The sequence below is a fragment of the Trichocoleus sp. DQ-A1 genome (assembly GCF_039961955.1).
Taxonomy (GTDB): domain Bacteria; phylum Cyanobacteriota; class Cyanobacteriia; order Cyanobacteriales; family FACHB-T130; genus FACHB-T130.
On the sequence record NZ_JAMPKE010000051.1, the window covers coordinates 1 to 25,791 of the forward strand.

Below are 25,791 nucleotides of genomic sequence, written 5' to 3' on the forward strand. Positions count from 1 at the left end.
AGCCTTCTGCCCTGAACAGCAGATGAAGACTTTTTCATCCCGATGAATTGCTTCTTCTAGCTGAGCTATTAATCCAGCAGGGTTTGTGCCCAGGTAGTTGTAAACATTGCAGCCTTTGGACTTGTAAGTGTTTTCGACAATCCACGGCTCAGCATTGACTCCTGCCAGTTCCTGAATGTAATCAACGGTCACGTCGCTTAGGTCGGCATCACTCAGGATTACCTGCCCAGTTCCGCTTGTGAGTGCATTGGTGATTAGAGTTTTGAATTCCCGAAGGATTGGAACGCGGACGGATTGACAGGTTTTTGAGTTCAACAGGTGCCAAACAACTTGCTCAGCTTCATCTAAAATCACGATGCCATCGCGCCAGTTTTCAGCGCGGAACTGCGCTTGGGAAGTTGGGTGCAAGGAATCAACGCACAATCCAAATCCCAAAAGTTTACCTGTCTCGCAGCTATGAACCTCGGTAACATAAGGCACTCCCAGGCGACGGCACAATGCCTGCCCCAGTTGTACCCTGTGACTCAATACCAATACCCATTTCCCCTCCCTCGCTGCGTCAGCCGCAATCGTAGCTAGGGATTCGGTCTTTCCGCTGCCCTTGCAACTTTTGATACCAATCAGCTTGGCGTTTTTCGGGATGGTCAACTCCCCTAGAAATCTCTGATTCAGGGATACATTCGTTGCATAGGTGAGCCGATTGTGGGAGTGCGATCGCCATTCCTCCAGCGGCTGGGCTGCGTCATAGCACTTCTCAAAGGCTTCAACGCCATTGGCTACCAGAAAGTCATCAGCGCCTTTCTGGGGTTCATCCCAAACGACCACCGAAACTTGGCAGCCCTGTTTGAGGAGTAAAGACCCTGTTTGATGAATCGCGTTGTTGACAGCCCGAACTGTCTTCCGCTTCACGTCATGGTCAAAAACAAAATAGATGGGATGATTCTTGAAAATTCCCAGCTCTGGGATGAGTTGGCGAGTTCCCACCGGAGTTCCTAACTCATCCTTGGGTTGACGATAGCCGCTGGTGATTCCAGGCAGTGCGATCGCTACGAATCCAGCCGACAGTAACGCCGCTGCTTTTTTTGCCCCCTCGGTGATGCAAACTGGAATCTTATGCTTAAGCACCCATGCCCAGAAACCTCTGTCCTCAAACCTTTTCAGAAATCCTTTGAGCCACCATTTCGGATGATTACAGGGTGCCACTCTCCCAGTTCTGGCTTGTATTGCAGTTCCGTTGCGATGCCTGCACTTAACAACCTTTCTTGAAATTCCAAAGCCCTTTCCTTTTGTCTCTTCTCTTTGGCTTTGAGCTTCACCTGTTCCGTGTGCTGGCAGAAACCTTTCCCAGTATTTTGTTTCAAGACCGTACTTCCTAGCTATTTTCAGGCTTGTTTTAAAGTTAACTCGTAGGAAAAATGCTTGTGTACCTTCCTTGGGTGGATGCTCGTATTTCCGAATCTTCCCGTCATCGTCGCGCCTGGGCTGGTTGGGTTTGAACACTCCCCATTGCATCGGTTGCCAATCATCCAATGGATCTAACCCGCTGCAATACCAGCCACCTTTCTCAAGATGGGCGTATCTGCGAAGCATCCAACTGGCAACTCGACCAGTGTTTAATCGCTCTAACTTAGGGGAGTAAAGTAACTGCTCGTGGGGGGCGTAGCCTGAGAGCGATCGCACGTTAAGCGCAATAATCGCATCATCGACAGCGCTGGCCCGCCATTCCCGAAGGTGTTTGGCTTCGATCATGTCCAGACCCTCAAGCGAGACTGGATCTTTTCAAGTGCTTGAGTTTGTCTGGGTGATAGCGCCTTTCGCTTCCTGATGCTCTTAAGAAACTCGGATTCCCACTGACTGATTAGATTCGGGTCTGCCAGCAGCCGGTCAATCACTGAAGCCTGTTTGACGGCCTTCTCCTGGTTCTTCGGCTTGGGTTGCCATCCCTGAAAAACATCGCATCCCCCGCATCGTAAAGCTGCGTAGTGCGGCGAGGATGGCGGCATTTTAATGACGGATGACGTTTCATAGCCGCAATGCTGGCAAGGCTGCGATCGCCTCGAATAACTGGACTCACCTACTGTTTTTGTAGTAGGATGGTTATCAACAAATATTTCCATAGAGCATGGAGCCGTCTTTTTTGTGGTGATTAAGGGCGGCTCTTTGCTTTTGTCTTGGAAGGGGAAACGCTGCTAAGCTTGAGAAAATGTAATACAGTCTGGTGACTTTAAAGCGGTCTTTTGGGAGAGCGGTCGGCGTAGCATTCGCGCAGCGTTTTCACTTTGAGGACTAGCAAAGAGTCGCCAGATTTTTCTATGCAGCAGATTTGCTTGCTTTAGCAGTGTCCCGTGCCTTCTGTCGCCGTTCCCGACGAGGGGCGAGGCGATCGCGCTGAGGCAGTGGTTCCTTGGCACTAAGGCGGTGAATGAGGCTTAAAAAGCTTGTCATGTTTAAATTCTAGGGCTTGGATGTTTTCAAGATAAACGAGTTGCAGCGGAAGTCAAAACTTTGGGAATTTAAACGCCACATCTTCATAATTCATTTTTGGAATCCTTTCTTTCTGCTTTTGGCTCCTCTAGTGTCCACTCCTCTTCCTAGGACTTTGATTGAGTCGTTGTCTAGTAGCATCGCTTTTAAGTGCGAGTCTCGCACAGCTTTGAAGCACCGCTTTTGAACCCTAAGGTAATCTTGGTAATGACTATTGCGAAACACTATGTCTTCTTTAGCAAGGAAGGCAGCACTTTCCTCTAGGGCTTCTATTGGCTTTCTGAAGTCAGAAACGCCAAAGACAAGCTTCTCTGGATCTTCAAGTGACTTGTAACGCTTAAGTGCGCGATTATATAGTTGCGCTTTCCCGACACAGGTGGGTTCAGCCGTGTACCCACTATTTTTAAATGCAGTTTCACAAAGTTGAAATTCACAAAGAACCATCCATTCCAGTGGGCGCAAATTTTGTTCCTTTGCCCAATCGAACCGATGGTGAACTTCATCGGCTAGTTGAAAGAAAGCCATCGACATCTGGGCTAGAGGCTTGTAACAAACCTTTTCAGTGAAAGTTAGCTCCGGGCGTAATTCTGCTTTACCCAGCCAAAAACACTCAAGCCATAGGGCTTTAGCTCTGTATGCTTCCCTGAGCTTCTTGAGCAAAAAGCCATCTTCTCCTCTGCATTCAAAATCCAAAATTATGCCGTGTCGATACTCTATGAAGTGATCCGGTATGTTTTTAATAATTTCAATGGATTGCTGCACGGTCAAATCACTATCTGAAGGCTTTTGTATTGGCATTGAAGTGCTATAAGCATGGCTTTTCATGGTCTTTCCTCATAGCGATTACTCCTCTTTACCTTCATCCCATCCCTCTAAAACCTGCGCGATCGCCTCAACCACATCGAGCCAATGGTCGAAAGGCTCGCCCTCCGAACGCTGCCAGTCAGCACGGATTTGGCAGTAGCGCTGCACAGATGCAAGTACAGCGGGAACCCCGGCGTCGTGGCAAAGTTGGCTGATTTCTTGGTAGATGCGATCGCTCATAACCCGCGAAATCTTCGTGCATTATTTATTCCCCTTTGCCAGTACCAGTAGGCGAGGGGTTTTCTTTTTTGAGCAAGTCTCGTGCTTTCAGGGCTTCTTCTATCAGAATTGCCGCCATTTGACTATGTGATCGCCGTTCAGACTCTGCCAAGTCTTTTACCAGTCCATGTATGTCGTCTGGCAGGACAACGTTTACACGCCCACTCATGCTGTTATCTATGTTCATTTCACTACCTAATGATACGCTGTGCTGCTTTAGAAAATGCTTGACACACTATGAACTAACTGTGTCATAATAACACGCATAGACGCATCACGGCGCTGGAGGCACTTGGTACGGCTGCAAGCGCCCAACGCCCCTGCACGCCGAACAGAAGCGCCTTAAACGCCCAACTCATCAAGTTTTCAGCCCATTTACACAAGAAACCCAGCGCAATGCTAATAACCTCGGAGAAGCCGTTCAACAGTCTTGAGCATCCATTCAGCGCCCCCAACTTCGCTCAATTAATTAGCCTTTGCGGGATGGTGCAGGAGTAAATCGATGGCATCACAAATTCGCATAGTTTTAAGCCCGGAAGTCAGACCAATTGCTGACGAAATTAAGGAAGTTACTTGCTGCGGCAGTACCAGCGAAGTCATCAGCTTGTTATTGAGTCGTTACGGCAGACATTTCATTGCTTGGTGGCAATCTAATCCTCACCAAGTTGAGTTGTCAGCGTTAACAGTCTCAGTAGATAACTTCACAGTTCCGCAACCAGAAAAAGACTTGTACGCAGAAGACGCAGCATAAGTTTCGCGCAATCTTTTCATCAGGGAAGTGCATCTTTCAGGGTGCATCTGATACCACAATCAGATGTAAAAAAGATGCAAGACAACAACAATCGACCAGTTCCAAAATTCCAGCTATGGGAAACCATCGTGATGCGCTATCCAGATGGCGTAACTGATGACATTTACGAAGATTTTGGCGTGATTACCGGGCTTGCATTCGCGGCAAGTTATTTGACGGGTTTACCGGGGGAACCGCGATGGACTTATCAAATTTTATGCACGGGAAAATCCCTGAAACAACAGGTGACAGTCGGAGAGGACGAGATTGAAAAATTCCCAACTTTCCAAGATTTCACCCAGTAGTAACAAAGGATTTTTACCATGTCATCAAAATTACGTCCTGAAGATTTCCCCAAACCAAGATACCCGTTAGGCACAGAAGTTTTGGTCACTGCCCCTGATGCAAGCGGCGTTCCTTTTGTCTCTGTAAGACGGGTTGTCGGCGTGTTCCTGAATCCTAATCTTCCCAATCTAGAACCGTTCAAATGCCTGGGCTGGCTGTACTTGACCGAACACGAGAACGAGCATGAAGGTCGATATCAAACCTTAGCGAAAGAGGTGGACGTGTCACTGCCAGTACCGCTCGAAGACCTTCCCAGCGCACTTGAAGACATTATTGGAGACCTTGAGCGTCTCCATGCTTCTACCGACCTTTGGGCGAAACAATCAATCGATTTGCCTGCACGGATAGATGAACTTCAGGACGGAGTTCGGGCGCTCATTGAGGAGATTGAGGAACTGCGCGATCGCCCGTCCAAAACCAATTAAAAACCTGTCAGTTCACGAAGCGATTATCAGGGTTGCGTCAATCAAAACAACATAATCCAAGTTTGAAAGATGCAACAATTCCCAATCGATAACAACGACCGTCCGCTGATTCCTAAAGGGAAAGAAATCCCAGGATTCAAACACCTAAAAAATCCAATGCCGGAGGGAGTTAATCTCCCAAACTTTGAACTCATGGAAAAAGTTTTTCTGCACCGGACTTCAGACGGTCACGATTCCCACACTGATGAAGCGAGAGTTATGGGCGTGCTGCACGCTCCTAATGAAATGGGAGATATCCATTCACCTAATGAATGGGTGTACTTAGTTGAATATCTCGATCACCAGAAGTTTTGCGTTCAATACTTTGCGCCAGAGTCGGAACTGTATCGTGCCAAAGCCCGGTACCACCTCTGGCAGGAAGTTGGCTTTTACGATCGCGTTGGGGTTGTTAGTGGAATCATGTTCGGTGCTAACGCGCATTGGGTTGAAGACATAGGCCCTGAGTGGGGTTGGACTTACCTAATCAAGTTCAGCGATCGCTCCGAAATATTCGCGCACGAGGACGAACTGCGATCGCTACCTAAACCTAAAACAGACGAACCCGCTAACACGAAAAACTCCCAGCAGAACTACGACAACAATTAAAAAAATCCGTCAGTGCCTGCGGCGTGAAGCCTGAGAAACTCAACCGCAGGCACTGGCTCACACAACCAAAGCAATGGAGCATCTTCATGATGACATCAAAAGAATTAATCGAAGCCGTACAGCGTGTCGATGTTCTGCACCCGCTCGCACTAGAAGCATTCGGCTTAAAAATTGACGCGATCGCTGATGCGGTTGGAGTAGAAGTTGAAACCCTGCGACAGTATCGAGCTGGCAAAAATTCTCGTCGTCGTCGCCAGCCGGGAAGAAGCACTCAAATGTTGGCAGCAAACAAGGCGAAAGAGCTAGTTGCTACGCCCATGACACTGAAATATCCGCACTTCCTCGTTCGGTATCTTGCTAACCAATCAGGACCGACACAGCAGCGACCGAGCAATGACAGAGCAATAAAGGAATTGAACGATGGGCGCGATCAAGCATGAAGACAAGTTAGTGTTACTCGCGCCAGAGTGCCAGGAACTTCACCCAGTAACAGTCAAGCAAGCTTTTGGCTGGTCGGATACAACAACAGCTTTTTATCTTGGCATCACCGAGCGCACGATGCGTTCCTATCAATTTCGCGCTAGCTCTCCTAGTCGTCGCAACCCTGACAGCGATCGCCTACAACTCACTTGGGAACGCACGGAGAAACTTTTAAAGCAAGGTGCCGTACCAGTGAAGCCTGAATTGCTGCCTCCAAAACTCAGGCAGCTTATGGGGCACCAAAAGAAGTAACAGAAAAATACAAGTGCGAGGAAACACGACATGACAACGGATGTAATCGAGGTTGTCAACGGATTGGGCTGGGAATACGGCGTGGGGCGGAACAGTGCTGTTATTTATGCCCCAAACCAACAAGAGGCTGACAAGTTCCTTGACGAAACGGTAGAACAACTGGGAAAAGCTGCTACGTGCCTGCAAGGAAAAATAAAAATCGCATGGGAGGGGTGCCGACGCCCTTACACGATTAGCGCCTCAACAAAGCATTAAATGCAAATAGAAGGGAGAAGATATCATGCATCCAATCGAGCTTATGCGAAAGCACCACTGGTCTTACCTTGAGTTAGCACTGCAAATGGGTGTCAGTGAGGCAGCGGTTCGCAAATGGGCGATGAGCCGCACTGCTAGCAATTTTCGGAACCCTCCACCGATGGCTTTCGTGCTTGCCGACAAACTAGACCGCGAATTCTCCATCAAGGTTAGCTGACAATTCACGTACCCCTGCTTCTAACCCCGCCCTAACCAGGCGGGTTATTTTTTGGTTATGGACAGGTGTTCAAGGTTAAACACACCAGAGGGGGGAGGGGTGGATTGAACATTAAACACTTATGAGTTACCCAGTCGCTCAAGTGCATCAAATAACGAACGACAGAGGAGAAGTTGGATTAAGCGAATGCGTACCCGCATCGAACGATGTGGGTTTTTTTTGGCTTGTATACGGAAGTTACCGAACCTTACCGCAATGCGGATACCTCCGATATCGGAAGTTGTCGAACCTTCGACGCATCCCCCCTCAGGGGGTGGATCGAACATTCGACACTTACTTGAACCGTCTGCGAACCGTGACGAACCGCCGAACCGTGTTTTTGAACCGCTGAACCAACCAACTGGCGACGCTTTCGGGGATTTAGGCAACGGTTCATGAACCAGTTCGGTTCGCAGTTCGGCGGCGTGAACTTGACCTATGAGCAGTTTTTGAACTGGTTCGGAACCTGAACCGCGAATAAAACGCAATTTATCGAGTGCCCAGTTCAAGGCTTTAGCGGGCGAGTAAGGTAGGCGATCGCCTAAACAGCTCCTTAACTTTGTGTGAACTTTTTTAACCAGTAATTAGAAGTTTGCATAAATCCCGATTTTTGAACCGAGTGATAAGCAGAGGTTCACCAGTTTTCTGGCAACCGAAGTTCCATACCCTTACTCACTATTTTTATTGGGAGATTAACAAATCATGTTTTGTGAAGAAAGCCAACTTTTTACCGAACTTACTCTTAGCGAACAAGAAGACTTGTCTGGTGGATGGGGATGGCCCTCATGGAAGCAGGTTAGAGCGGCTGGAGTCGTTACAGCTATTGCTGGTGGTGTAATATCAGCCATACCCGTTCCTGGCTCTCAAGCTGTCGGAGCAGGAGTTGCCGCAGCTGGCGGTGCCATTTTTGCTGGCGGTTTCGTGGGAGAGTCAGCAGACGATCTTTTGTCTTGAGACAATTATTGGCTTTGAGCTGTGCCCAGGATTCGACTCACTGAGGATTAAGAAGAGAGTAGCAAAAAGCCCCTGGTTATGTGCCGGGGGCTTCTTTGTTGGATGATAGGGCGATCGCTGACTTGTTGCTACGTTCCAGCTTTAGCTTCACAAATTTTCAAACCCTTTTCCATCAATTCACCTGGGATACCTACTTTGCCGCCAACGTCCGCAGTTTGGTCGCGCCAGATTTGGGCTAAATCCTTGTACTCTCCTCCCGGCTTCGCTTTCCCTCGTGCTGTGCCGTTAATTGCATAAACATCCTCACCAACTCGCAGCACTACATCAGCACGAGAAACGCAGTCAATTATTCCCTCTGGTACGGTGAAAGGCCAGCGCTCTCCGTACTCCGCTTGCGTCACTTTGCCATTTCCGTCGTTGGTTGAGCTACCGGAGAGGGTTCGGGTAGCTCAACAGACTTATTCACAAAATAGGCGGCGAAGGCGGCAGCGGCGGCGAGGAAGAAATAGATCGGCTTTGGTTTCATGGCGACGAGGGGGGTAAAACGCCCTCAACTTAGCACTCGGATATTATTCCTCCCCAGCTTGCAACAAACTGTTTTACAAGGATGGTCAGGATGTAGTTGTTGATTCAGCGGCAATCGCACATCCCACAGATTAATTTCCTGGAAAGAGCCTAAGTTCTATTGGAGTAAAACATAACCGGAGATTGAATAATCTGCCCAAGGTTTTAAATAGTTAGTTTGGGGAAAACATGAGAATTGTTAAGAGTGCTTTAGTCAAAACTCAAGTAGTTGCCTTCACTGGACTTGTAGCTACTTTGATGCTGTCAGCAGCACCGGCTTCTGCACAGTCAAAAATTCCTCAGAGCGAAATGTCTTATTGCGCGGCAACGCTAGTTGGTAAAACCCAAGGTACGCGGATTAATTTGCGTTCTGGCCCTAGCACAAACTATCAACAGAAAGGCTATGGACTTGTGGGCGATCGCGTTCACATATTACGAACCTCCGGTGGTACCCCTCAAGATTTAGCAGTCGCCGAAGATCGCCAAGGTGCGACATGGTACAAGGTTGGTTTTCCTAAAAGTGGCGCTCGTGGCTGGGTTCGCCAAGACTTCATATCTCCTGAATGCTTTAACTAACTCCCTCCGCTTGCCCCAATGGGGACATAAAATAAAAAGCCCCTACTAGAAAACCGTGGGGGCTTTTTTTATTGGTCACTGGCTGGTGAGGCGATCGCTGAGGTGACAATTTGATTATTCTAGTCCTCCGTGTAAGATCCGCCGCAGGTTTTGCACTTCCAACGCTGTTTACCCTCGCGCGTACCATGCTTTACGACGTGGGGGTTGCCGCACTGGGTAATTATTTTACTCTGCTCGTCTCTACCGCATTTTGAATCTTCTGGCATTGGTAAGGCGATCGCTTTCTCTGATTTTTTGCGCTTGGCTTTGTGCTTTACATCCGTTTTGGTAATACCGCTCGGTACACTTTCTTCTGGCATTGGCGAAGTGATCGCTTCCTCTAGGGATTCGCTAGTAGCTCCCTTCTCCTGTATTTGCCCCAGCGCCTCGGATGCGTGCTGTCGCTTTCGCCTTGCCTCTGCATCTACGTCCCCCAGAAACTCTTGAACTGCTTCCGACATATTGAGCTGGGGTAGTTCCATTGCCTCTAGCCGCTGCCTGAGCGATTGATTCTCAACTCTCAGTCGTTCCACCTCATTACTGCCTGACTCGACTTTCCCAGGCGTTCATCCAGCTCAGCCACCTGCCTTTCGAGCGCTTCAATCCGTTCGGGCGCAATAGGTGTGCTACTAGATGCTACTCGTGGCACTGGTACCCCAAAGAACTCACCTAGTATCACGTCCAGCGCCTTGGATTCAGAAAAGTTATTCGCCTCCATGTATTCCTTCAACTTCACATGGTTTTCGGGCTGGACATAACCAACGACACGGGGATTCTTAGTAGCCATCCATTTTCCTCCACTACAGGTAACACACCTACAGCATACCCTATGTTACTCATGGGTGTGCTGGTTATAACCGTTAGTGTGCTATTTAGTGGCATACCATCAGGAATCCTCATGTGATAAGGGATACCATTAGTGTGCTACCTGTGACATACTATAGGTATCGACAGGCAAAGACCGCTACAAAGAAAGCCTGAATTCCCCGCCACACCAAGGAAAAGACAAATGTTCAACGCTATCAAAAACATCACGCTCGGAATCGGTTACGGCATCTACTTAACCGCACTCGCACCCAAGAGCCAACGCGAGGCAGTACTGGCAAAGGCACGCGCCCAGCAAATTACGCTCCAAGCTGAAACACCCCAGGTAGAGGAGAAGGCAGAGGAAGCGATTACCCCTGAACCCATCCACGTTGAAGCACTCGAACCCGCAGCCACCGAACAGCCGAAAGCAGAAATCAACCTCAACGCCCTTGACTCAGGCACACTCCGCAAACTTTGCAGTCAGTACGGCATCCCCTGGCGGAATCTCAGAGGGCAGGGGCGACACCTTACAAAAGCCGCGATGGTATTCCAACTTGAACGAGTAGCCACAGCCGCCTAGACCGCAGCGACCTGGAGGAAGTCCCAAAAAGCCTCGCCAAAATCAAAAGGGCGATCGCTGCCCGTGGAAAGAATGCGATCGCCCATTTATTAACCCCGTTATGGAGTCCGTACCCTCATGTTATTCGAGAATGACATCTCAGCACTAGAGTCTGAAATTGCCAAATTTGAATCGATCATCGCCGTTCGCCGCACCCGCATTGAGCAACTGAGCCACGCCGAGACTGTTGCTGACAGTGCCATTCAGTCGCTACAGGATGCCGTCAGTCAATTTCAGCAACTGGCACCGGATGCGATCGCTACCTTGAAGTTGGCAGTCATGGGTCTGTTTGGTGGTGGTGACGACAGCAGCGGCGATGACCCAGCGCCCGAACCAGAGCCAGTGCCCAGCGATGACCCAACCGCCGAGGGAGGAGAAGAGGATGCCATCCCACCCGGCAGCCTGATTCAAATTGAAAACCCGCATACGGGGGAGAAGGTTTCTTGGGTCACTCCACCCAAGGAAGACAGCGATCGCCCCTACGTTGCCCTCGTGGAAATCAACTCAACAATTGCCTACCAACAGAAGCGCGACGGCACAATTGTCTGCGCGTATCTGGGCACCAGTACCAGTCAACTCGCCAAACGCTGGTCTGATGCCTTGGAGCTTTGGGGATACCGTACTGAAATCAGGAAAGCCAAGCGCATCACCGGGGGCAGATGGGAAGTGAAGTTTTGGGGCGCTGACCTCAGCCGACTCAACCAACTCGCCGAGGCGCATCCCAGTTTCAGCAGCGGCGTACCTGCCCCAAAGTCCCCATCGCTGGAGTTAGTCCCAAGTATCCCCGAAACCTCCAGCGCGAACTTGACCGAATGCGACGCTACAACGCCAGCCTTGGAATTGGTTAAAGGTGAAATGGAATTTGTCTTTACCGAAACCCCAGACTCATGTAACTTGACGCCTGAGTACCTGGTCTATACAAGCGATCGAGAGTTCCTGGGCAAGGTGCGCGAATCACTCACCCTCAAAGGCTGGCTGCATAAGTACGCGAATCATAACCAACCATTTCCAACTCGTGAGGCAGCGGCGCTAGACCTGTACCGCCGAAAGATGGCACAGAAGGAGGTACACGATGCCAGCAACGCTCGAATTTTGGCAGCGCACGGCTTCTAACTCAGATGGGGTGGCGCAACTCACCCCTGCCCTTACCCATTAACCATTACCCATTACCCATTACCCATGAACATTGAACAAGCACTCAAAACGCTGGAACTGGCTACTCCGTTCACCTTACACGAGCTGAAAGCCGCCTACCGCCAAGCAGTAAAGCGCACCCATCCTGACCTCGGCGGAACCAGCGCGGCATTCGTTCAAGTTGATGCAGCCTACGACTTCCTGCAACAACGGGCAACCGACGATAAGACCCCGCTGGGTAGCGATTGCTGGGCAGAATACTACAAAGAACGCCTACCCCAGTGGGAGAAAAACTTTAGGCAGCAGTGGCGGAAGGCATACAAACAAAACCTGGGGCTTGCCTACTTCACGACGATCGAGCGTTTCGCCCGTGCCTACATCCGCCCAAAACGTGAATGGTTCCTGGGAGCGTTATTCCCGACGCCATCGTTACAGCAGAAAGAAAAGTACAGGTTACACCTGCTAGCGATCGCTCCTAATCGCCAGTTCGCTGAAGTCTGGGCGCTCAAGTATTACCGGCTGGAATTTGGCGAGGATAGCCCCTGGATCTTCTACCTGTCCGGAAGTGCAACGCGGGACAGAGAAGGCGATCGGATTCTCTCTGAAAACTCTGTAAAAACTCTCAAATAAACCTGTAACGGGTATAAAGCTCTTGAGTCCAGAGGTTTTAATACCCAGTCACCAGTCGCCTACGAATAGAGATCGCTTTCTCTATTTAGAGCGGAACCTCAAACCTGTAACGGGTATAATGTACACATGATAAAGCTTTCAACCACAATGAATAAACCGACTGGCGGCAGGACGAGAAAAGAGGATTACACTACCTCCGTGATGCGGGTGCCAGACCCAGTGAAGCCGAAAGTCATTGAAGTTATCGAAAAATTTCATCAAGCCAGACAGCCCAATCAACCTGTAACAAGTAATTCCCAGTATTGGCAGATTCCAGCTTCCTTAATTCCTGAGCTGCTGGATCTTGGCGGCGACGAACCAAGTTTCGAGACAAGTTGCGGCATTGAGAAGCAATACGTTCGGTGGTGGAAGACAGAGGGCAAAATCAAGTGGGAGAAAGAGTGGCGCGAAAACTTGGAGCGCTTCAATGCCTTAGCGGATCGGGTGAATGAATGTCTGCGGCAAGTTGACAACACTTGGACGCTGGCATCTTCTGAAGACGTTTCTAAAGCCATTAAGAGGTTGCACGAATGCCGCTTGATCTACCTAGATCAACCTGCTACTGCTGCCACACCTCTAGAAGCCGCGCGATGGGTGCTTGAGGCGTCTGAGCTGGGATGGGGAATTGTTATTGCTTTCTGGGAAAGGCGATGGGGGATTTTGAAGGCTTTAGAGGTGGGGATTTACCCGCCGATTAACCGTCGCGAATATTGGCTGGAAAACTACGCTGAACAACTGGGCAAACCTAACGTGAATTACTGGCAGTGGCGGCAGAACCCGGAATCGCGGGAAATCGCCAAAGAACTGACCCAGCTCCTAGAACTGCCAGAACCCTCAGAAGATACGCGGCGAGTGCTTGAGTGTTTGGCAGAAGGGAAAGATCCCTTCTACGATCCAAAGCCGAGGGAGGGGCAAATGTTTATTGGCTTTGATGTATTCCTGACCAAAGGCGCACTGGGTGACTGCAAACCCGACTTGAAGCAACGCTATCGTGAAGCCTTTAGGAAGTGGCATCTAACAGTTCTTGCCCAGTTGGGACAGGATACCTTAGAAGGAATTTACCGAGTCTGTTACGGCTGCGACTGGATTCTGATTGAATCCATCTTTGCTCCACCGCTTGTCGGGGAATGGTGGGAAGTTTTACAAGTATCGCCCAACGCCACTCTAGAAGAAGTCAAAAGCGCGTACCGGACAGCCGCCAAGGTTTGGCACACGGATGTCAACAGCAGTCCCATCGCCAAAGCTCGGATAACAGCACTCAATAAAGCCTACGAAGAGGCGAAAGCAAGTTTTACCCGTTACAAGTATCGAGTCTAGCGATCGCCCGCTCGTCTCATCGTCACCCAGTCCTCAGGGTCTGGGTTGAATTTTCTGTGCCAGTACAACATAACCGGACTAATGATGTACCAAAATGACCGAAAATTATCATATGGTCAAGGTCGAAAATAATCACATTTCAACCCAGGAAACAACGCCTCTAGACGCGCATGGGAGGCTCGTTGAAATGTGGGTACACGGACGCAGCCCTCACACCCAAGAATCATACAGGCGTTACGCCAAGCGGTTTTTAGCTTACCTCAACAAGCCGCTGCATCTGGCGACCCTAGCAGATGTCCAAGGCTGGCAGACAACCCTAGATTCGATGGCACCCAATAGCCAGCGGACTGCGATCGCGTGTATCAAGTCCCTGCTTACCTTCGCTCATAAACTGGGATTGATGCCCCTAAACGTCGGTCTACCTGTGAGACAACCGAAAGCCAAGGATGCGATTAACGAACGCATTCTCAGCGAGCTGCAAGTCCAATCGATGATTTGTCTAGAAACCGACCCGCGTAACCGAGCGATTCTACGGCTCTTGTATAACGGGGGCTTGCGGGTAAGTGAGTTATGCGCCCTGAAGTGGCGAGATTTAAACGCTCGTGGGGAGTCGGGTCAGGTGACGTTATTTGGGAAAGGTCGCAAGACTCGAACTGTGCTGCTGCCAGAGGGGGTATGGAACGAGCTGTCCCAGATGCGCGGCGATACCAACGACAATGACGCGGTCTTTCCATCCAGGGAAGGCGATGCCGATGGTCATCACCTCGACCGTTCGCAGGTTTATCGGATTGTGGCAGCAGCGGGTAAACGCGCTGGGATTAAGGGGAAGGTTAGCCCACACTGGTTACGTCACGCTCACGCTTCGCATAGTCTCGATCGAGGAGCGCCGATTCATTTGGTGCAGGCGACGCTGGGACATGAAAGTGTCGCTACGACCAGCCGCTACTTGCACGCACGCCCGAATGACAGCAGTAGCTTGTACTTGCCGGGGTAGGAGGCAATTTTTCAACCCTGCTTCATGGATGAGGGGTGATAGCAAGAATTGTCACGACACTCTTCCCAGGTCCGTAATACCAAAAGATCCTGAAAGCAGCAGGAGTTTTGTTCTCAACATAAGCTTCAAAAACCTTCTGCTTGTCAGGACCAATAAGTTCATCGTAAGCATGAGTATTTAGGCTGGGATGACGGAGGTCAGTTTCCATCAATCCCAAAGTTTTTAGCACTTTTTTATGTTTTTTAGGATCTGCCTGTTCAAGCTCTGCTAATGCTCTTTCTGCTTCAGGCTGAAACTCTATCCTGAATTGCACTCACTAATCGTCATCAATTTCCAAGTCTGCATACTGAGCAAAAGAACCCAGGTATCGACCTCTTCCAGTCGAGGCTTGTTCTAACCCTCGTCGTACAGAAGCTAGTGCTTCTGGATTTTTCCAAAGCCACTGCTGCTGATCATGCTGCAAAGCTTCCGTTTTTTGCTCTGTATTAAGTTTCGATTGCGATAATTCTATGAGAACTAAGAGTCTGAGTTGTGGTGAATCGATCGATGGAAGCATTGCTTCTGGATTGCTGTAAAACCAAGACTTCGCGTGAATATTTTTTCTATCTGAACTTTGTTGTAAATTGACTTTTACTTTCATACAATCGCTCCTCAAAATAGAGCGTGGTAACAAATTATGCGCTTCACTGACTGAAGTGGTGGCGCTGGTTTAGCTACGATTTTTTTTAAGGCTGGACTGCCATCTATTATTGTAAACCACTTGTAACACCCAATCTTTGTATGCTTCCGCTACTTTGTCGCAAGCCATGCCCCGCCGATAACCAGCCCTATTGATTCCCAGTCCGCGGTTACCTAGCTCAGTAATTGCGATGCGATCGCCCGAACAGTACCGAAGGTGAAGGCGAAGCAGGGGACGGAGGGGTATCAATGTCAGGTGGCGCAATATACTGACAGCCAACTAGATTGAACGCAACCAAGACGAGGCAAGCACTTGACATTAGAGGTGTAATGTAATGTTCTGGTTTTGGTTGTTGAGGCATTGTTATTGAAGTGAGGATTGTCTTTGAAAAGGCTAATTTTTACAGGCAATTATTACCTATAACAAACGGGTTTCTCACCACCATCCTTGAGATACGCCGACCTCCTTTCACATTGGGATATGGCGCTCTCGTCAAAACCTACACTGCCGACCTGACAATTTCCAGAATGCGGTTTGGGATGCCTTACGCAATCGCCTCCCAAGTTCTGGGAACACTAGGACTGTCCCAGAAGAGAAGGTGTGATGAACAAACTCGCAACTGCCGCTGCCCTAGTCCTGGCCTTAACCGGAATCCCCGCCACTGCCCAAACCACAGCAACAGTAGTCAGCACCGGCGATGGCGATACGCTGCGAGTCAAGAGCCAAGGGAAGGTTGTCACGATTCGCATGGCTTGCATTGATGCGCCAGAAACGGGACAGCGCCCTTGGGGTCAGCAATCAGCAGCGAAACTCAAGCAACTTCTCCCCCCTGGTAAAACTGTGCAGATTCGAGAGATTGAGCGTGATCGCTACGGGCGAACTGTCGCTGAACTCTACCTGGGAAAACAATCGGTGAACCTGCAAATGGTGAAACAGGGGCAGGCTGTCGTGTATCGGCAATATCTAACCGGCTGTGCATCCACCAAGAATCAGTACCTTCAGGCTGAAGCTCAAGCCAAGCAGAAGAAGTTGGGATTCTGGAATCAGCCCAAGCCAGTCATGCCGTGGGATTTTAGGAAGGGGCAATCAGCCAGCAATCAACCATCTTCTAGCCCCAAGCCCAAACCATCCCCAACTGCTCAACAAAACTGTAGTCCAGCCTATCCAGGCGTATGCATTCCCCCTGGCCCACCGGATCTGGATTGCCCGGATATCTCTTATCGAAATTTCAAGGTTGTCGCGCCAGATCCGCATGGCTTCGACCGCGACAGTGACGGGGTTGGATGCGAGAAAAGGTAACAGTGCATTAAATAAACCTGACGTAGTACCATGCCGAAGATTCCAGAGTGCGATCGCTGCCAGCTCAATCCCCGCCTTCCTTCCATAGTATGTGCCGTGCATCCAACGGGACCTAATAGCGATCGCTGCCTCGACTTCCGACCCGCTGCCGAACCAGAGGAACTGTGGGCACCTCCAGGGACGAGGTTTGTTGATGACGAACTGGTACTAGAGCGACCCACTTATGACGGCGAACCAGTGCCCATGCCTCTGCAACGACTCACGCCAGAGGAAAAGCTAGAACTACTGGATTATCACCCGATGTTTACGGGCAGATGTCCCCGCTGCGAGATGCCCTTTGAGGTGAAGAAGCCGCCCTCAGTACATTGGGATTGCTCCTGGTGCGGATGGGTGGATGATAGCGTGTGAGCGATCACTTTGTTGATTCTAGTGACGATGCTCTCGCATCAACCGAGAACTAGACGCGCCCAATTGCCGTAGGTTAAAACAGCGATCTCATCCTTGTACTTTTCCCAGAATAACTGTGCGTCTCCAAATCAGACTCCTCAGCGTGATCGCTCTTTTGACAACTGCTACAACGCCTTTTGCGCCTAATTTTCTAGCGCCATTCCCCACAGCACAGGCGTTAGCGCAGACCTCAGATGCTCGGAAAGCGGAAGCAGACCAACTACTACAGCAAGGGATTGAGCAGTTTCAGACCAGTCAATTTGAAGCGGCATTACAGTCTTGGAAACAGGCACTCAGTCTCTATCGGGAAATCAAAGACCGTTTAGGGGAGGGACAATCCCTGAGCAATCTGGCAAATGCTTACCCTTCTGTGGGAAATTACGCCAAGGCGATTGATTATCACCAGCAGAGTTTGGCAATCGCGCGGGAAATTAAACATCGTTCGGGGGAGGGGGCAGCCCTAGGCAATCTGGGAAATGCTTACCATTCCCTAGGAGATTACGCCAAGGCGATTGACTACCACCAGCAGCGTTTGACAATTGCACGGGAAACTAAAAACCGTTTGGGTGAGGGGATATCTCTGGGTAATCTGGGACTTGCTTACTCTTCCCTAGGAGATTACGCCAAGGCGATTGACTACCACCAGCAGAGTTTGACAATTGCGCGGGAAATTAAAGACCGTTTGGGTGAGGGGGTATCTCTGGGTAATCTGGGACTTGCTTACGATTTCTTAGGAGATTACGCCAAGGCGATTGACTACCACCAGCAGCGTTTAGCAATCGCCCAGGAAATCAAAGACCGTTCGGGGGAGGGGCAATCTCTGGGTAATCTGGGAATTGCTTACTTTTACTTGGGAGATTACGCCAAGGCGATTGACTACCAGCAGCAGAGTTTGACAATTGCGCGGGAAATTAAAAATCCTTTGGGGGAGGGGGCATCCCTGAACAATCTGGGAGTTGCTTTCCAGAAATCGGGCAACCTCGCTCAAGCAGAAAAAAACCTTCGCACTGGAATTGAGGTTTGGGAATCTCTTAGAGAACAATTGGGTGGCAACGATGCCTACAAGGTGTCGATTTTTGAGCAGCAAGCTCGCACCTATCGCCTGCTGCAACAAGTTTTAATTGCTCAGAATCAACCCACAGAGGCTCTAGAAGTTGCTGAAAGGGGTCGTGCCAGAGCATTTGTAGAACGATTGGCGATAAGCTTCTCCTCTCCTTCCTCTGCTGGGCCGAAAGTCTCTACAAATCCACCTAACATCCAACAAATTCAACAAATTGCCAAACAACAAAATGCCACCCTGGTTGAATATTCGATTATTCATGACGAGTTCAAGATTCAGGGTAAACAAGAAGTCCACGAATCAGAACTCTATATTTGGGTAATCCCACCCTCAGGCGTTGTATCATTCCGTCGTGTTGACCTCAAACCCTTGCGCCAGCAGCAAAATACAACACTTCCACAGTTAGTTGTCAACAACCGTGAATCGATGGGTGTCAGAGGTCGCGGTGGGATTGAAGTGTTGCTGATAGATGAGGTCAGCCAAACCGAACGCTTACAGCAACTCCATCAACTCCTCATTCAACCTATTACGGACCTGCTGCCTGCTGACTCCAACGCTCGTGTTATCTTTATTCCTCAAGAATCGTTGTTCCTGGTTCCCTTTGCTGCCCTCCAAGATGCCAATAACAAATACTTAATTGAAAAACACACTATCCTCACGGCTCCCTCGATTCAGGTACTGGAGTTAACTCGTCAGCAACGACAACAGGTTTCAGCGTTAGCCAAGGATGTCCTAGTGGTTGGTAATCCTACGATGCCTAACCTTGCCCCGAAGATAGGAGAAAAGCCTCAACCGCTTTCGCCCCTACCGGGTGCCGAGAAGGAAGCGATGGAGATTGCTCGTCTGCTGAACACAAAAGCTCTGACTGGTAATCAAGCTACTGAATCTGCGGTTGTTCAGAAGCTACCCCAAGCAAAAATGATTCATTTAGCAACTCACGGGTTGTTGGATGATTTTCAAGGGTTGGGGATACCGGGAGCGATCGCTCTTACCCCCTCTGGTCAAGATGACGGGTTCCTCACTGCTAGCGAAATTCTCAATCTCAAGCTCAATGCCGAGTTAGTTGTTTTGAGTGCTTGCGATACCGGGCAAGGTAAACTGACTGGCGATGGCGTGATTGGGCTGTCTCGCTCTTTAATTTCGGCGGGTGTTCCCAGTGTCATCGTCACTTTGTGGGCGATACCCGATAATCCTTCGGCGTTGTTGATGAGTGAATTTTATCGAAATCTGCAACAAAATTCGGATAAGGCGCAAGCTTTGCGAGGCGCGATGCTGACGACGATGAAACAATATCCTAACCAACCCAGCGCTTGGGCTGCATACACGTTAATTGGGGAAGCTGAGTAATTACCCGCCGTCTACGGGTCTGTGTCACCGGCACATTGAGATTGTGCCCATTGGGATTGGGTAGACGATAGCGTGTGAGCGATCGCCCAAGCCGGTGCAGAACTACTCAATTGTTTGGTTTGATTCGCGGAAAGAGGGGAGCCAACCATTTATTCAAGTGGATGAGTGTCGCCCACAGCAAAGATTACAGCGGTTTCAAAGACAAGCACTGCACAGCTTCATTCGCCAACGAAGCATCTGGGACTTTCACCACCGGGTTTAGAGTGCGCCGACCTCCCTCCACATCTCCGACCACGTGAATCTGTATCGTATGGACACTGGCAGCTTCCTGGGATTGAATTACGAATGGGAGTTAGACTTCCTGCCTCTGGTATTGGCGATGCCTGCTCTGGTATCTGCGTAGGTTCAGCTTGGTCTGACGTGTCCGAGCAATCGCTAATGTACTGGTCCAGTACATAGCCAGTCACTGATGAACCGGAAACATACAGCCACTTTAAGCCAATATGTTTTACGGTAATTCGTTCGCCGTTGCTTAAGGTGCCAATGACCGGAGCATCAGCATTGCCAGACTGCCTGACGTTTAGCGCCGTGCTTTCAGTCCTGACAATTCCGCATTTGTTAACTCGATCGTTAGGGTCTGGTTCTACTGCGACCAAAGTAGACGCAGTAGGTTTTGGTTCGGGCGTAGTAGAGATTTTGGGAGATGGGCTGGCAACCTCGGACGGGCTTTCAGAAGGTACTGGCGACACCTCAGAAACAACTGGAGGAGATGCAGACGGCGAACTGGTAGTCTGAGGCGTTTTGGGTTGACCAGCGAACGTCCCTATCCAAATCAATCCCGACAATACTGTTGCCGCTATCTTTGCGCTGCGAGTCCATCGACTTAGCCAAACCAGAATGATACCGACTGGCGGGAGAAATATCAGGGAAGGTAAGATGTAGCGCTTCTTCTGATACCACTTTCGGGATTGTTCGTTTGGCATGGGTTGACCGGGGCTTTTTGCATCACTAATCTATCCGCCCGCAACATTCCATGCCCGGATTATGCGTTCAGCGATCGCCCAATCCAGCAGCGACACTCATCCAAGCGAATGAATCTCATGGCTGGCATGGGGTTCATTCACTATCAACGCCGTAGCTCAGCCGATCGCACATGAACTCGCCCAAGCCAAGCGAACCCATACGAGCGTACATTTCCCGTTCTTTCTGCTTTATTTCCTCCAATTTTTCTATAGCATCGTTCAGTTGAAGCGTGATAATCCGCTCGTATCGTGCTAATTGTTCGCCAGATAAGGACAAACCAGCAGCAGATAACTGAGCTTCACCCAACTGTTTTGCAGTGCGACGCTTCTCCAGTTCAGACGTTCTGGTGGATAGTTGCTGCTTGATTTTTAGTATTGCCACATCGCCTACGGCTGCTTCAATCCCCCAGAGCCGACGCAGCCGCAGCCAGCCCATTGTGATTGTTTCGACTAACAAATACTCGATCGGGTCATTGGGCTGGTACTTGTCAATCAAGCTTGCGGTCAACTCCTCGTACCATCTGCGATCTTCGCTGAGCAACACAGGAGGCTTCTTCGCCAGTAACCCGTGCTTAACGCTGTTGTGCCGAGCGATCGCCTTCCCGCGCTTAGAGATTGCGCCCCTGGACTTCGCACCATTTAACCTAGATTGTTCCGCTGAGCAAGACACTTTTAAAAAACTCCTAAAGCTTGTCCTCAAATAGTTTCAACTCTTCCTCATTGTCGTTCACCTTGATCGGAACGGATATTATCTCATCGGTGGCATAGCGTGATTTTAAAGTATGTTTTGAGCCTAGTCGCACCTTTTTATGGCTTCTAAAACAAGCTCAAAGGGGGATTGTTGCCCGCCTGTTCTTCGTTTGATTGTTCTTTTATGAATTTCTAATAATCCAATTAATTTGGGCGAAGTCTCTTGACTTTTTCCGAAATACTCCCATTGAATATAATCATTTACGTTCTTGACCTGCCTTTTGATATACTCAGGTTCATTAAAAACTGAATCAGCTTTACCTGGTGTCATATATTCATCTATAAGTTCTATCGCTGTATCCATAATTGCCTTAGAAGCTAATTCATTTTCTGTTTTAAAAAGTTTTAACAATGCTTCCGTAATATTATTACTTGTTCTATCAATCTGTGCATCGGTCATCACAGTTTCCAGTAGTTCTATTACAATCCTATAAAAAAGAAAACGAGTTGATCGCCTAGTAAGCTTTGGTGCTTCTCTACCGAACTGATACTCGTTTGAAGCTTTTTGCAGAGAGTAAGCTGCATATAAATCATCAATACCAAATACTCCTCCGTCTGGATTATTCATGATTTTTTTAAATATCGATCCGCTGGGTAAAAACGGCGGATTTTTGCCAAATGCTAGCCCTACTTCTCCGAGCCATCCAGCACCATAAACTTTAAAAAGATCAAAAGCATTCACCCATTCTTTAAACTGAGGACTATTGGGATTTTGCTTTTCCCAAGCTCTTCTAGAATCCCATCCACCACGCTGTATTTCCAAAAATATATTATACTTATCCCCTATCTCCTTTGCCCATGCTCGAAAATCTGATGTTAGAGCAATAAAGTCTTTTTCACTGACTGTATTCTGACTATTTGTATATCGTGTAATATCAGTTAAAAGCTTTTCCCCTTCAGAACCTACTTTTACAATTTTGACAATAACTACTCCTTTAGAAGCTTTTTCTTTCCATTCTTCAAATGCCTTGCTAGAACCAGTACCACCGGATTCTAGCTTTTTGAACAAAACATTCCAAATTGTTTTAGTTGTTTGACATCCATTTACTATATAAGGCTCAACTAGCTCATAACCTGCTCTCTTGGGATTTTTTTGAAAATCCTCAACAACTATAGTTACTCCATTATTGTATAAGCCAAAACTCTCTGGCTCTTGCTCAAGCGTTCTTTTTATAGCTGCATTAACCTTTCGTCGCGTTCCTAGAAAACGACGAACATTTTTTTCATACAATTGATCCAAGTCACCTGTTTCATCCCTATAGGATTTCATAAAATTAAATAATTCAAGAAGTTTTATTGAGCCAACAAGTAGTTTGTCCCCATTATCCTGTGCTTTAACCGAAATTTTTACTTTTGTGGTACGGCTTTCTAATACACGTTGATAAATAGTTTCAATAGATATTGATTCAACATCAAATATACTGCCTAAGCGGCTTATTCCTAGTGTGCGTATGTCTTCTAGTGCCCGCTTTTCGTTTTCATTCAAGGATCTCTCTGTCGCAAAAACAAGGATTAATTTATCACGCTCGGAGGCTTTTTCTCGGAAGCTAACTAGGCGTTCTAATACATCTTGGCTTACGGAAGATAAGTTATTACGCCTGCCATCAAGAGTATCAAAAATTTTTTGAGCCTCCATCAGAAGTGTTTCTGTTCCATGTAAGAATTTTCCATATTTACTTTGTACAAGATACCAGGTATCTCCTTCTTCGATGCTTTCATCTACACTTTCACCCCGACTGAGGCAAGCAATATCAATTCCACCATCTCCGCTCCCATCGCAATAAACAATATCATCTGAAAATTCATTAACATCAAGCCACTGACTTATTAACTTTCGCGCAAAACGGCGTCCAAGTTCTATAGTTGAAGGATTACCACTTACGACTTCTTCTAGCCATTCTGTACGGAATGCTTCAAGATCAACAGGTAAATTCATTTACGATAGCCCTTTATACATTGTACAAAATTATTAATTTGTGCAGCCAAACGAAAATTAAGCTCACAAAGAAACAAGCAAGGCAATATTACAATTCACATGAAAAGACGTAGAGAAAAGGCAGGGTGATGAAATTAAAATATGCTGCTCATCAGTGCTAGTCTTTTTGTGTATTTGCTTTCACCGATTTACAGAGTTTACCATTTTCGGTTAATTGCACAGTGACAGCTTCCGTAGATAAGCACCCAGAATATCTGCAACGCCCACTAAATGGACAGTGAACGGGCATCAAGAACTCCACCTGAGATTGTAGGGCTGGAAAATAAGCCCCTTGCCACTGAACCACTGTGCATCATCTTTATGCCATTTATCACCGTCGCTAGGTCATGCTGGAGTCATGCAATTGGATCTAGCTCCCGGTCTGCGATCACTCTTTCAACTCCTTCAATTTGGCTGTGTGTGTTTTGGTACGGTTACGCTGTATCGAGTACCTTCATACATCACTGACTGCCCAACAACAAAAGGCGATTCGGGCTGCTGGTATAGCACTTTTTTATTCAGTTGCCAATTCTGCTGTGGTCGTGGCTGTGGTTTCGGGGTGGGCGTGATCACACCTTTGAAGCCGCCCCCAATCAGCACTTGAACGCATGATTTCAACGTTCGTTCATGGGTTAATCAATCATTTTGAGGTTATAAACGCCCGAAACGCTTTACTGATAATAGTTTCGGGCGTATTCGTTCAAAGTGTCTATTGCTGGTCAACGATCGCCTTGCTGCACGGTCAAAAAACTCACATGGATGAACGCTTTTTAATGTCGTTCATGGGGTGTCCAATCGTTCATGGGGTGTCCAAATCATTGGCACTGGATTCATCATGCGATCACCTCCGTCCACTCGTACCAGTTCCCTAGCTCTGAGAGCGCTATGTGCCAGCCCTGAGCCGTCTTCAGGAACCCGTCAGCCTGACTGACTACCCAATCAGTTGTACCCTTCCCGAACCCCCGGACAACCCGCAGCGCACGCCCAACGAGTGATTGAGCGTCACCTGCCTCGCTCCCCTCATTAGTAGTTTGGGGAGTTTGGTAGTCTGGCAAGTTGTTTAAATACTCTTTATTACCGGGGGTGACTACCGTATCACAACTTGATACATTTTGGGCTTCTGCCTGCTTCGCCGCTTCATCTCGTGCCATCCACGCCGCAAACACTTCGTCGCGTCCGTCAGATGGGGCTGTGAACCCGTAGATCCGATGTTGTTTACCTCTGGCACCTTCTTTGCGTAGGAAAGTTAATCGCAGACCGAGTTTACCGAGTAACTTCTGAGCGATCGCTATGGGTGAATCTTTCTCGCCAATGCCGATGTCCAGCGCTGTTTTTATCTGCCAGGAGCAAGCGATCGCCTTCTGTGCCATTGCCTGAAGGTCATCGTCGCTACCTTTGAATTCCCTCTGGGTATCCAGTAAAGCTAATACACCCAGATTTTCTAGGGCGGCGATTGACGAGCTAATGAGCGACCTGTTCAGGTCAGGCATCCAAGCAGCCCCCTCACCCTGCTTTTTGATGGCAGCCAGCCGCTTCTTATCCCGTGCTGGAAGATGTTCCCTGCCTACTACAAGGTAGTAGTGCATCTGCAACTGGGGATGCCACCCGTCGTCATCCTTGATTACCAAGTCTGGTGCTATGTCGATTCCATAGCGCAATCCTAAAGCGTGCTTGCGTTCCTGGTAGCGTTCCTCCTGAGTTTTCGAGCGCTTCTCGTTCAGTTTTTCAAAGTCAGATTGGGAGATAGCAGCGGCACCGGCGATCGCTTCCGCTTCCTTTTGGTGTTCGGTATCTCGAACCTGGTTAAGTGCCTCTAAGGTTTCATCGCCGTCGCTGTCAGCAACATCGATAATTTTGTGTCCTTCACCCTTCAGTCCAGCCAAGACGCTCTCACGATACCGAATCATTCCGGCATTTATCCGAACCGCCATCCTTACCCATGCCCGCAGACTTGGGGCATCAAAACCCGTATCTAAATCCTCAAAATCAGCATCTTTGAGTGCCTGGATATTAGCCTTGGCGAGTTTGTGCTGGCTTGCTAGCAGAGATTTAGGATTGGTGCTGCCGTTGCCAATCCGCCCTAAGCCGTGAGGCGCTACCCAAATGTGACGATCTACTGGTTCCCGAACCCGTGCCAATGCTTGCCGTGCCGAGTTTTCCGGCACAACCCCCTGGAGGATTGCCCAAACCGAGTCAAAGTGATTTTCAATGTCGATGCTGACACCTGTTTCAAGCGAGGGGCTGGCTATCACGATGTCATAGCGGTCTAGAACTTGATTCAGTTCGGTGGTGCATCCAAAGGCAGGATGATTAGGGTCTGCGACACTTTCAGAGTCAATCCTGAGAATCCTTTTGCTAGGGAATCGTTGGGCAAGCCTCGCCTCAAGAATTCGGGTCCCGAAGCGGGATTTAGCCTTCTGCCCTGAACAGCAGATGAAGACTTTTTCATCCCGATGAATTGCTTCTTCTAGCTGAGCTATTAATCCAGCAGGGTTTGTGCCCAGGTAGTTGTAAACATTGCAGC

Annotated in this window: 37 protein-coding genes; 18 read left to right on the plus strand and 19 right to left on the minus strand. The window is 48.8% G+C overall.

The genetic code is table 11. The features are described 5' to 3' along the window. From NDI33_RS26305 to NDI33_RS26330, 6 genes are all read right to left on the minus strand, one after another. A partial coding sequence (locus tag NDI33_RS26305; protein WP_190676316.1) for a DUF3854 domain-containing protein occupies positions 1–1,749 on the minus strand: 1,749 nt, incomplete at its 3' end. Further along, positions 1,746–2,117, minus strand: a complete 372-nt coding sequence (locus NDI33_RS26310; protein WP_190676317.1) for a hypothetical protein — start codon at positions 2,115–2,117, stop codon at positions 1,746–1,748. The genes NDI33_RS26310 and NDI33_RS26305, both read right to left, overlap by 4 nt. A 193-nt stretch (positions 2,118–2,310) precedes the next feature. After that, positions 2,311–2,445, minus strand: a complete 135-nt coding sequence (locus NDI33_RS26315) for a hypothetical protein (protein ID WP_277878901.1) — start codon at positions 2,443–2,445, stop codon at positions 2,311–2,313. Positions 2,446–2,535: 90 nt separating this feature from the next. After that, a complete protein-coding gene (locus NDI33_RS26320) occupies positions 2,536–3,309 on the minus strand; it encodes a hypothetical protein (protein WP_190676318.1) in 774 nt (257 codons plus the stop codon). Positions 3,310–3,327: 18 nt separating this feature from the next. Beyond that, positions 3,328–3,528, minus strand: coding sequence for a hypothetical protein (locus tag NDI33_RS26325; protein ID WP_190676319.1), 201 nt, complete (start codon positions 3,526–3,528; stop codon positions 3,328–3,330). A gap of 25 nt (positions 3,529–3,553) precedes the next feature. Then, positions 3,554–3,754, minus strand: a complete 201-nt coding sequence (locus tag NDI33_RS26330; RefSeq protein ID WP_190676320.1) for a hypothetical protein — start codon at positions 3,752–3,754, stop codon at positions 3,554–3,556. A gap of 315 nt (positions 3,755–4,069) precedes the next feature. Here NDI33_RS26330 and NDI33_RS26335 point away from each other — a divergent pair, with 315 nt between their 5' ends. The 8 genes from NDI33_RS26335 (at position 4,070) to NDI33_RS26370 (ending at position 6,976) form a co-directional block, all read left to right on the plus strand. Further along, on the plus strand, positions 4,070–4,318 hold the full coding sequence (locus NDI33_RS26335; RefSeq protein ID WP_190676321.1) for a hypothetical protein: 249 nt from the start codon (positions 4,070–4,072) through the stop codon (positions 4,316–4,318). Between the two features lie 74 nt (positions 4,319–4,392). Beyond that, positions 4,393–4,662 carry a hypothetical protein gene (locus NDI33_RS26340; protein WP_190676322.1) on the plus strand — a complete coding sequence of 90 codons (270 nt, stop codon included), beginning with the start codon at positions 4,393–4,395 and terminating at the stop codon, positions 4,660–4,662. 18 nt (positions 4,663–4,680) lie between these two features. After that, positions 4,681–5,127 carry a hypothetical protein gene (locus NDI33_RS26345; protein WP_190676323.1) on the plus strand — a complete coding sequence of 149 codons (447 nt, stop codon included), beginning with the start codon at positions 4,681–4,683 and terminating at the stop codon, positions 5,125–5,127. 69 nt (positions 5,128–5,196) lie between these two features. Continuing rightward, the gene (locus NDI33_RS26350; protein WP_190676325.1) at positions 5,197–5,772 is read left to right on the plus strand and encodes a hypothetical protein; all 576 of its coding nucleotides are present in this window, start codon (positions 5,197–5,199) and stop codon (positions 5,770–5,772) included. A gap of 86 nt (positions 5,773–5,858) precedes the next feature. After that, positions 5,859–6,212 (plus strand): hypothetical protein, encoded by a 354-nt coding sequence (locus NDI33_RS26355; protein ID WP_190676326.1) that lies wholly within the window; start codon positions 5,859–5,861, stop codon positions 6,210–6,212. Continuing rightward, positions 6,193–6,504 (plus strand): hypothetical protein, encoded by a 312-nt coding sequence (locus NDI33_RS26360; RefSeq protein WP_190676329.1) that lies wholly within the window; start codon positions 6,193–6,195, stop codon positions 6,502–6,504. Before NDI33_RS26355 ends, NDI33_RS26360 begins: the two co-directional genes overlap by 20 nt. A 30-nt stretch (positions 6,505–6,534) precedes the next feature. Continuing rightward, the gene (locus NDI33_RS26365; protein ID WP_190676331.1) at positions 6,535–6,759 is read left to right on the plus strand and encodes a hypothetical protein; all 225 of its coding nucleotides are present in this window, start codon (positions 6,535–6,537) and stop codon (positions 6,757–6,759) included. Between the two features lie 25 nt (positions 6,760–6,784). After that, on the plus strand, positions 6,785–6,976 hold the full coding sequence (locus NDI33_RS26370) for a hypothetical protein (RefSeq protein WP_190676333.1): 192 nt from the start codon (positions 6,785–6,787) through the stop codon (positions 6,974–6,976). Between the two features lie 119 nt (positions 6,977–7,095). Here the strand turns inward: NDI33_RS26370 and NDI33_RS26375 are convergent, their stop codons facing one another. Then, positions 7,096–7,524 (minus strand): hypothetical protein, encoded by a 429-nt coding sequence (locus tag NDI33_RS26375; RefSeq protein WP_190676334.1) that lies wholly within the window; start codon positions 7,522–7,524, stop codon positions 7,096–7,098. Between the two features lie 193 nt (positions 7,525–7,717). Between NDI33_RS26375 and NDI33_RS26380 the strand changes: the two genes are divergently transcribed. Then, positions 7,718–7,969 carry a hypothetical protein gene (locus NDI33_RS26380; RefSeq protein WP_190676336.1) on the plus strand — a complete coding sequence of 84 codons (252 nt, stop codon included), beginning with the start codon at positions 7,718–7,720 and terminating at the stop codon, positions 7,967–7,969. A 128-nt stretch (positions 7,970–8,097) separates the two neighbouring features. Here the strand turns inward: NDI33_RS26380 and NDI33_RS26385 are convergent, their stop codons facing one another. Both NDI33_RS26385 and NDI33_RS26390 read right to left on the minus strand, forming a co-directional pair. Further along, complete coding sequence (locus tag NDI33_RS26385; protein WP_190676338.1) at positions 8,098–8,370, minus strand: DUF2511 domain-containing protein; 273 nt, start codon at positions 8,368–8,370, stop codon at positions 8,098–8,100. Continuing rightward, on the minus strand, positions 8,367–8,495 hold the full coding sequence (locus NDI33_RS26390; RefSeq protein ID WP_277878905.1) for a hypothetical protein: 129 nt from the start codon (positions 8,493–8,495) through the stop codon (positions 8,367–8,369). Before NDI33_RS26390 ends, NDI33_RS26385 begins: the two co-directional genes overlap by 4 nt. A 227-nt stretch (positions 8,496–8,722) precedes the next feature. Here NDI33_RS26390 and NDI33_RS26395 point away from each other — a divergent pair, with 227 nt between their 5' ends. After that, a complete protein-coding gene (locus NDI33_RS26395; RefSeq protein WP_190676340.1) occupies positions 8,723–9,109 on the plus strand; it encodes an SH3 domain-containing protein in 387 nt (128 codons plus the stop codon). Between the two features lie 119 nt (positions 9,110–9,228). Here the strand turns inward: NDI33_RS26395 and NDI33_RS26400 are convergent, their stop codons facing one another. Together NDI33_RS26400 and NDI33_RS26405 are read right to left on the minus strand one after the other, a co-directional pair. Further along, complete coding sequence (locus NDI33_RS26400; RefSeq protein ID WP_190676342.1) at positions 9,229–9,681, minus strand: IS1 family transposase; 453 nt, start codon at positions 9,679–9,681, stop codon at positions 9,229–9,231. Further along, positions 9,669–9,935: a hypothetical protein gene (locus NDI33_RS26405; protein ID WP_190676344.1), complete on the minus strand. Its 267-nt coding sequence runs from the start codon at positions 9,933–9,935 to the stop codon at positions 9,669–9,671. Before NDI33_RS26405 ends, NDI33_RS26400 begins: the two co-directional genes overlap by 13 nt. Positions 9,936–10,157: 222 nt before the next feature. Between NDI33_RS26405 and NDI33_RS26410 the strand changes: the two genes are divergently transcribed. The 5 genes from NDI33_RS26410 to NDI33_RS26430 all read left to right on the plus strand — a co-directional run bounded on the left by NDI33_RS26410 (position 10,158) and on the right by NDI33_RS26430 (position 14,688). Next, positions 10,158–10,535 (plus strand): hypothetical protein, encoded by a 378-nt coding sequence (locus NDI33_RS26410; RefSeq protein WP_190676346.1) that lies wholly within the window; start codon positions 10,158–10,160, stop codon positions 10,533–10,535. A gap of 117 nt (positions 10,536–10,652) precedes the next feature. Beyond that, entirely contained in the window at positions 10,653–11,687 is a 1,035-nt protein-coding gene (locus NDI33_RS26415) for a hypothetical protein (RefSeq protein ID WP_190676348.1), read from the plus strand. A 66-nt stretch (positions 11,688–11,753) separates the two neighbouring features. Next, positions 11,754–12,338 carry a hypothetical protein gene (locus NDI33_RS26420; RefSeq protein ID WP_190676350.1) on the plus strand — a complete coding sequence of 195 codons (585 nt, stop codon included), beginning with the start codon at positions 11,754–11,756 and terminating at the stop codon, positions 12,336–12,338. 147 nt (positions 12,339–12,485) lie between these two features. Next, positions 12,486–13,694: a J domain-containing protein gene (locus tag NDI33_RS26425; RefSeq protein ID WP_190676352.1), complete on the plus strand. Its 1,209-nt coding sequence runs from the start codon at positions 12,486–12,488 to the stop codon at positions 13,692–13,694. 94 nt (positions 13,695–13,788) lie between these two features. After that, positions 13,789–14,688 carry a tyrosine-type recombinase/integrase gene (locus tag NDI33_RS26430; RefSeq protein WP_242033165.1) on the plus strand — a complete coding sequence of 300 codons (900 nt, stop codon included), beginning with the start codon at positions 13,789–13,791 and terminating at the stop codon, positions 14,686–14,688. 22 nt (positions 14,689–14,710) lie between these two features. Here the strand turns inward: NDI33_RS26430 and NDI33_RS26435 are convergent, their stop codons facing one another. The 3 genes from NDI33_RS26435 to NDI33_RS26445 form a co-directional block, all read right to left on the minus strand. Next, positions 14,711–15,001, minus strand: a complete 291-nt coding sequence (locus NDI33_RS26435) for a hypothetical protein (RefSeq protein ID WP_190676353.1) — start codon at positions 14,999–15,001, stop codon at positions 14,711–14,713. A gap of 3 nt (positions 15,002–15,004) precedes the next feature. Further along, positions 15,005–15,328 carry a hypothetical protein gene (locus NDI33_RS26440; protein WP_190676355.1) on the minus strand — a complete coding sequence of 108 codons (324 nt, stop codon included), beginning with the start codon at positions 15,326–15,328 and terminating at the stop codon, positions 15,005–15,007. Positions 15,329–15,545: 217 nt separating this feature from the next. Beyond that, complete coding sequence (locus tag NDI33_RS26445; RefSeq protein ID WP_190676358.1) at positions 15,546–15,728, minus strand: hypothetical protein; 183 nt, start codon at positions 15,726–15,728, stop codon at positions 15,546–15,548. 242 nt (positions 15,729–15,970) lie between these two features. Here NDI33_RS26445 and NDI33_RS26450 point away from each other — a divergent pair, with 242 nt between their 5' ends. From NDI33_RS26450 to NDI33_RS26460, 3 genes are all read left to right on the plus strand, one after another. Continuing rightward, positions 15,971–16,666 carry a thermonuclease family protein gene (locus NDI33_RS26450; protein ID WP_190676360.1) on the plus strand — a complete coding sequence of 232 codons (696 nt, stop codon included), beginning with the start codon at positions 15,971–15,973 and terminating at the stop codon, positions 16,664–16,666. 30 nt (positions 16,667–16,696) lie between these two features. Beyond that, on the plus strand, positions 16,697–17,074 hold the full coding sequence (locus NDI33_RS26455) for a hypothetical protein (protein ID WP_190676361.1): 378 nt from the start codon (positions 16,697–16,699) through the stop codon (positions 17,072–17,074). Between the two features lie 115 nt (positions 17,075–17,189). Beyond that, entirely contained in the window at positions 17,190–19,520 is a 2,331-nt protein-coding gene (locus NDI33_RS26460; protein WP_190676363.1) for a CHAT domain-containing protein, read from the plus strand. Positions 19,521–19,531: 11 nt separating this feature from the next. Here the strand turns inward: NDI33_RS26460 and NDI33_RS26465 are convergent, their stop codons facing one another. From NDI33_RS26465 to NDI33_RS26485, 5 genes are all read right to left on the minus strand, one after another. Further along, positions 19,532–19,669, minus strand: a complete 138-nt coding sequence (locus NDI33_RS26465) for a hypothetical protein (protein ID WP_190676365.1) — start codon at positions 19,667–19,669, stop codon at positions 19,532–19,534. A gap of 69 nt (positions 19,670–19,738) precedes the next feature. After that, entirely contained in the window at positions 19,739–20,503 is a 765-nt protein-coding gene (locus NDI33_RS26470) for an SH3 domain-containing protein (RefSeq protein WP_190676367.1), read from the minus strand. A gap of 133 nt (positions 20,504–20,636) precedes the next feature. Next, entirely contained in the window at positions 20,637–21,212 is a 576-nt protein-coding gene (locus NDI33_RS26475; protein ID WP_190676369.1) for a hypothetical protein, read from the minus strand. Positions 21,213–21,335: 123 nt separating this feature from the next. Continuing rightward, the gene (locus tag NDI33_RS26480; protein ID WP_190676372.1) at positions 21,336–23,228 is read right to left on the minus strand and encodes an AIPR family protein; all 1,893 of its coding nucleotides are present in this window, start codon (positions 23,226–23,228) and stop codon (positions 21,336–21,338) included. Positions 23,229–24,100: 872 nt separating this feature from the next. Continuing rightward, positions 24,101–25,791, minus strand: a 1,691-nt coding sequence (locus NDI33_RS26485) for a plasmid replication protein, CyRepA1 family (protein ID WP_347275911.1), incomplete at its 5' end; no start/stop codon positions are given.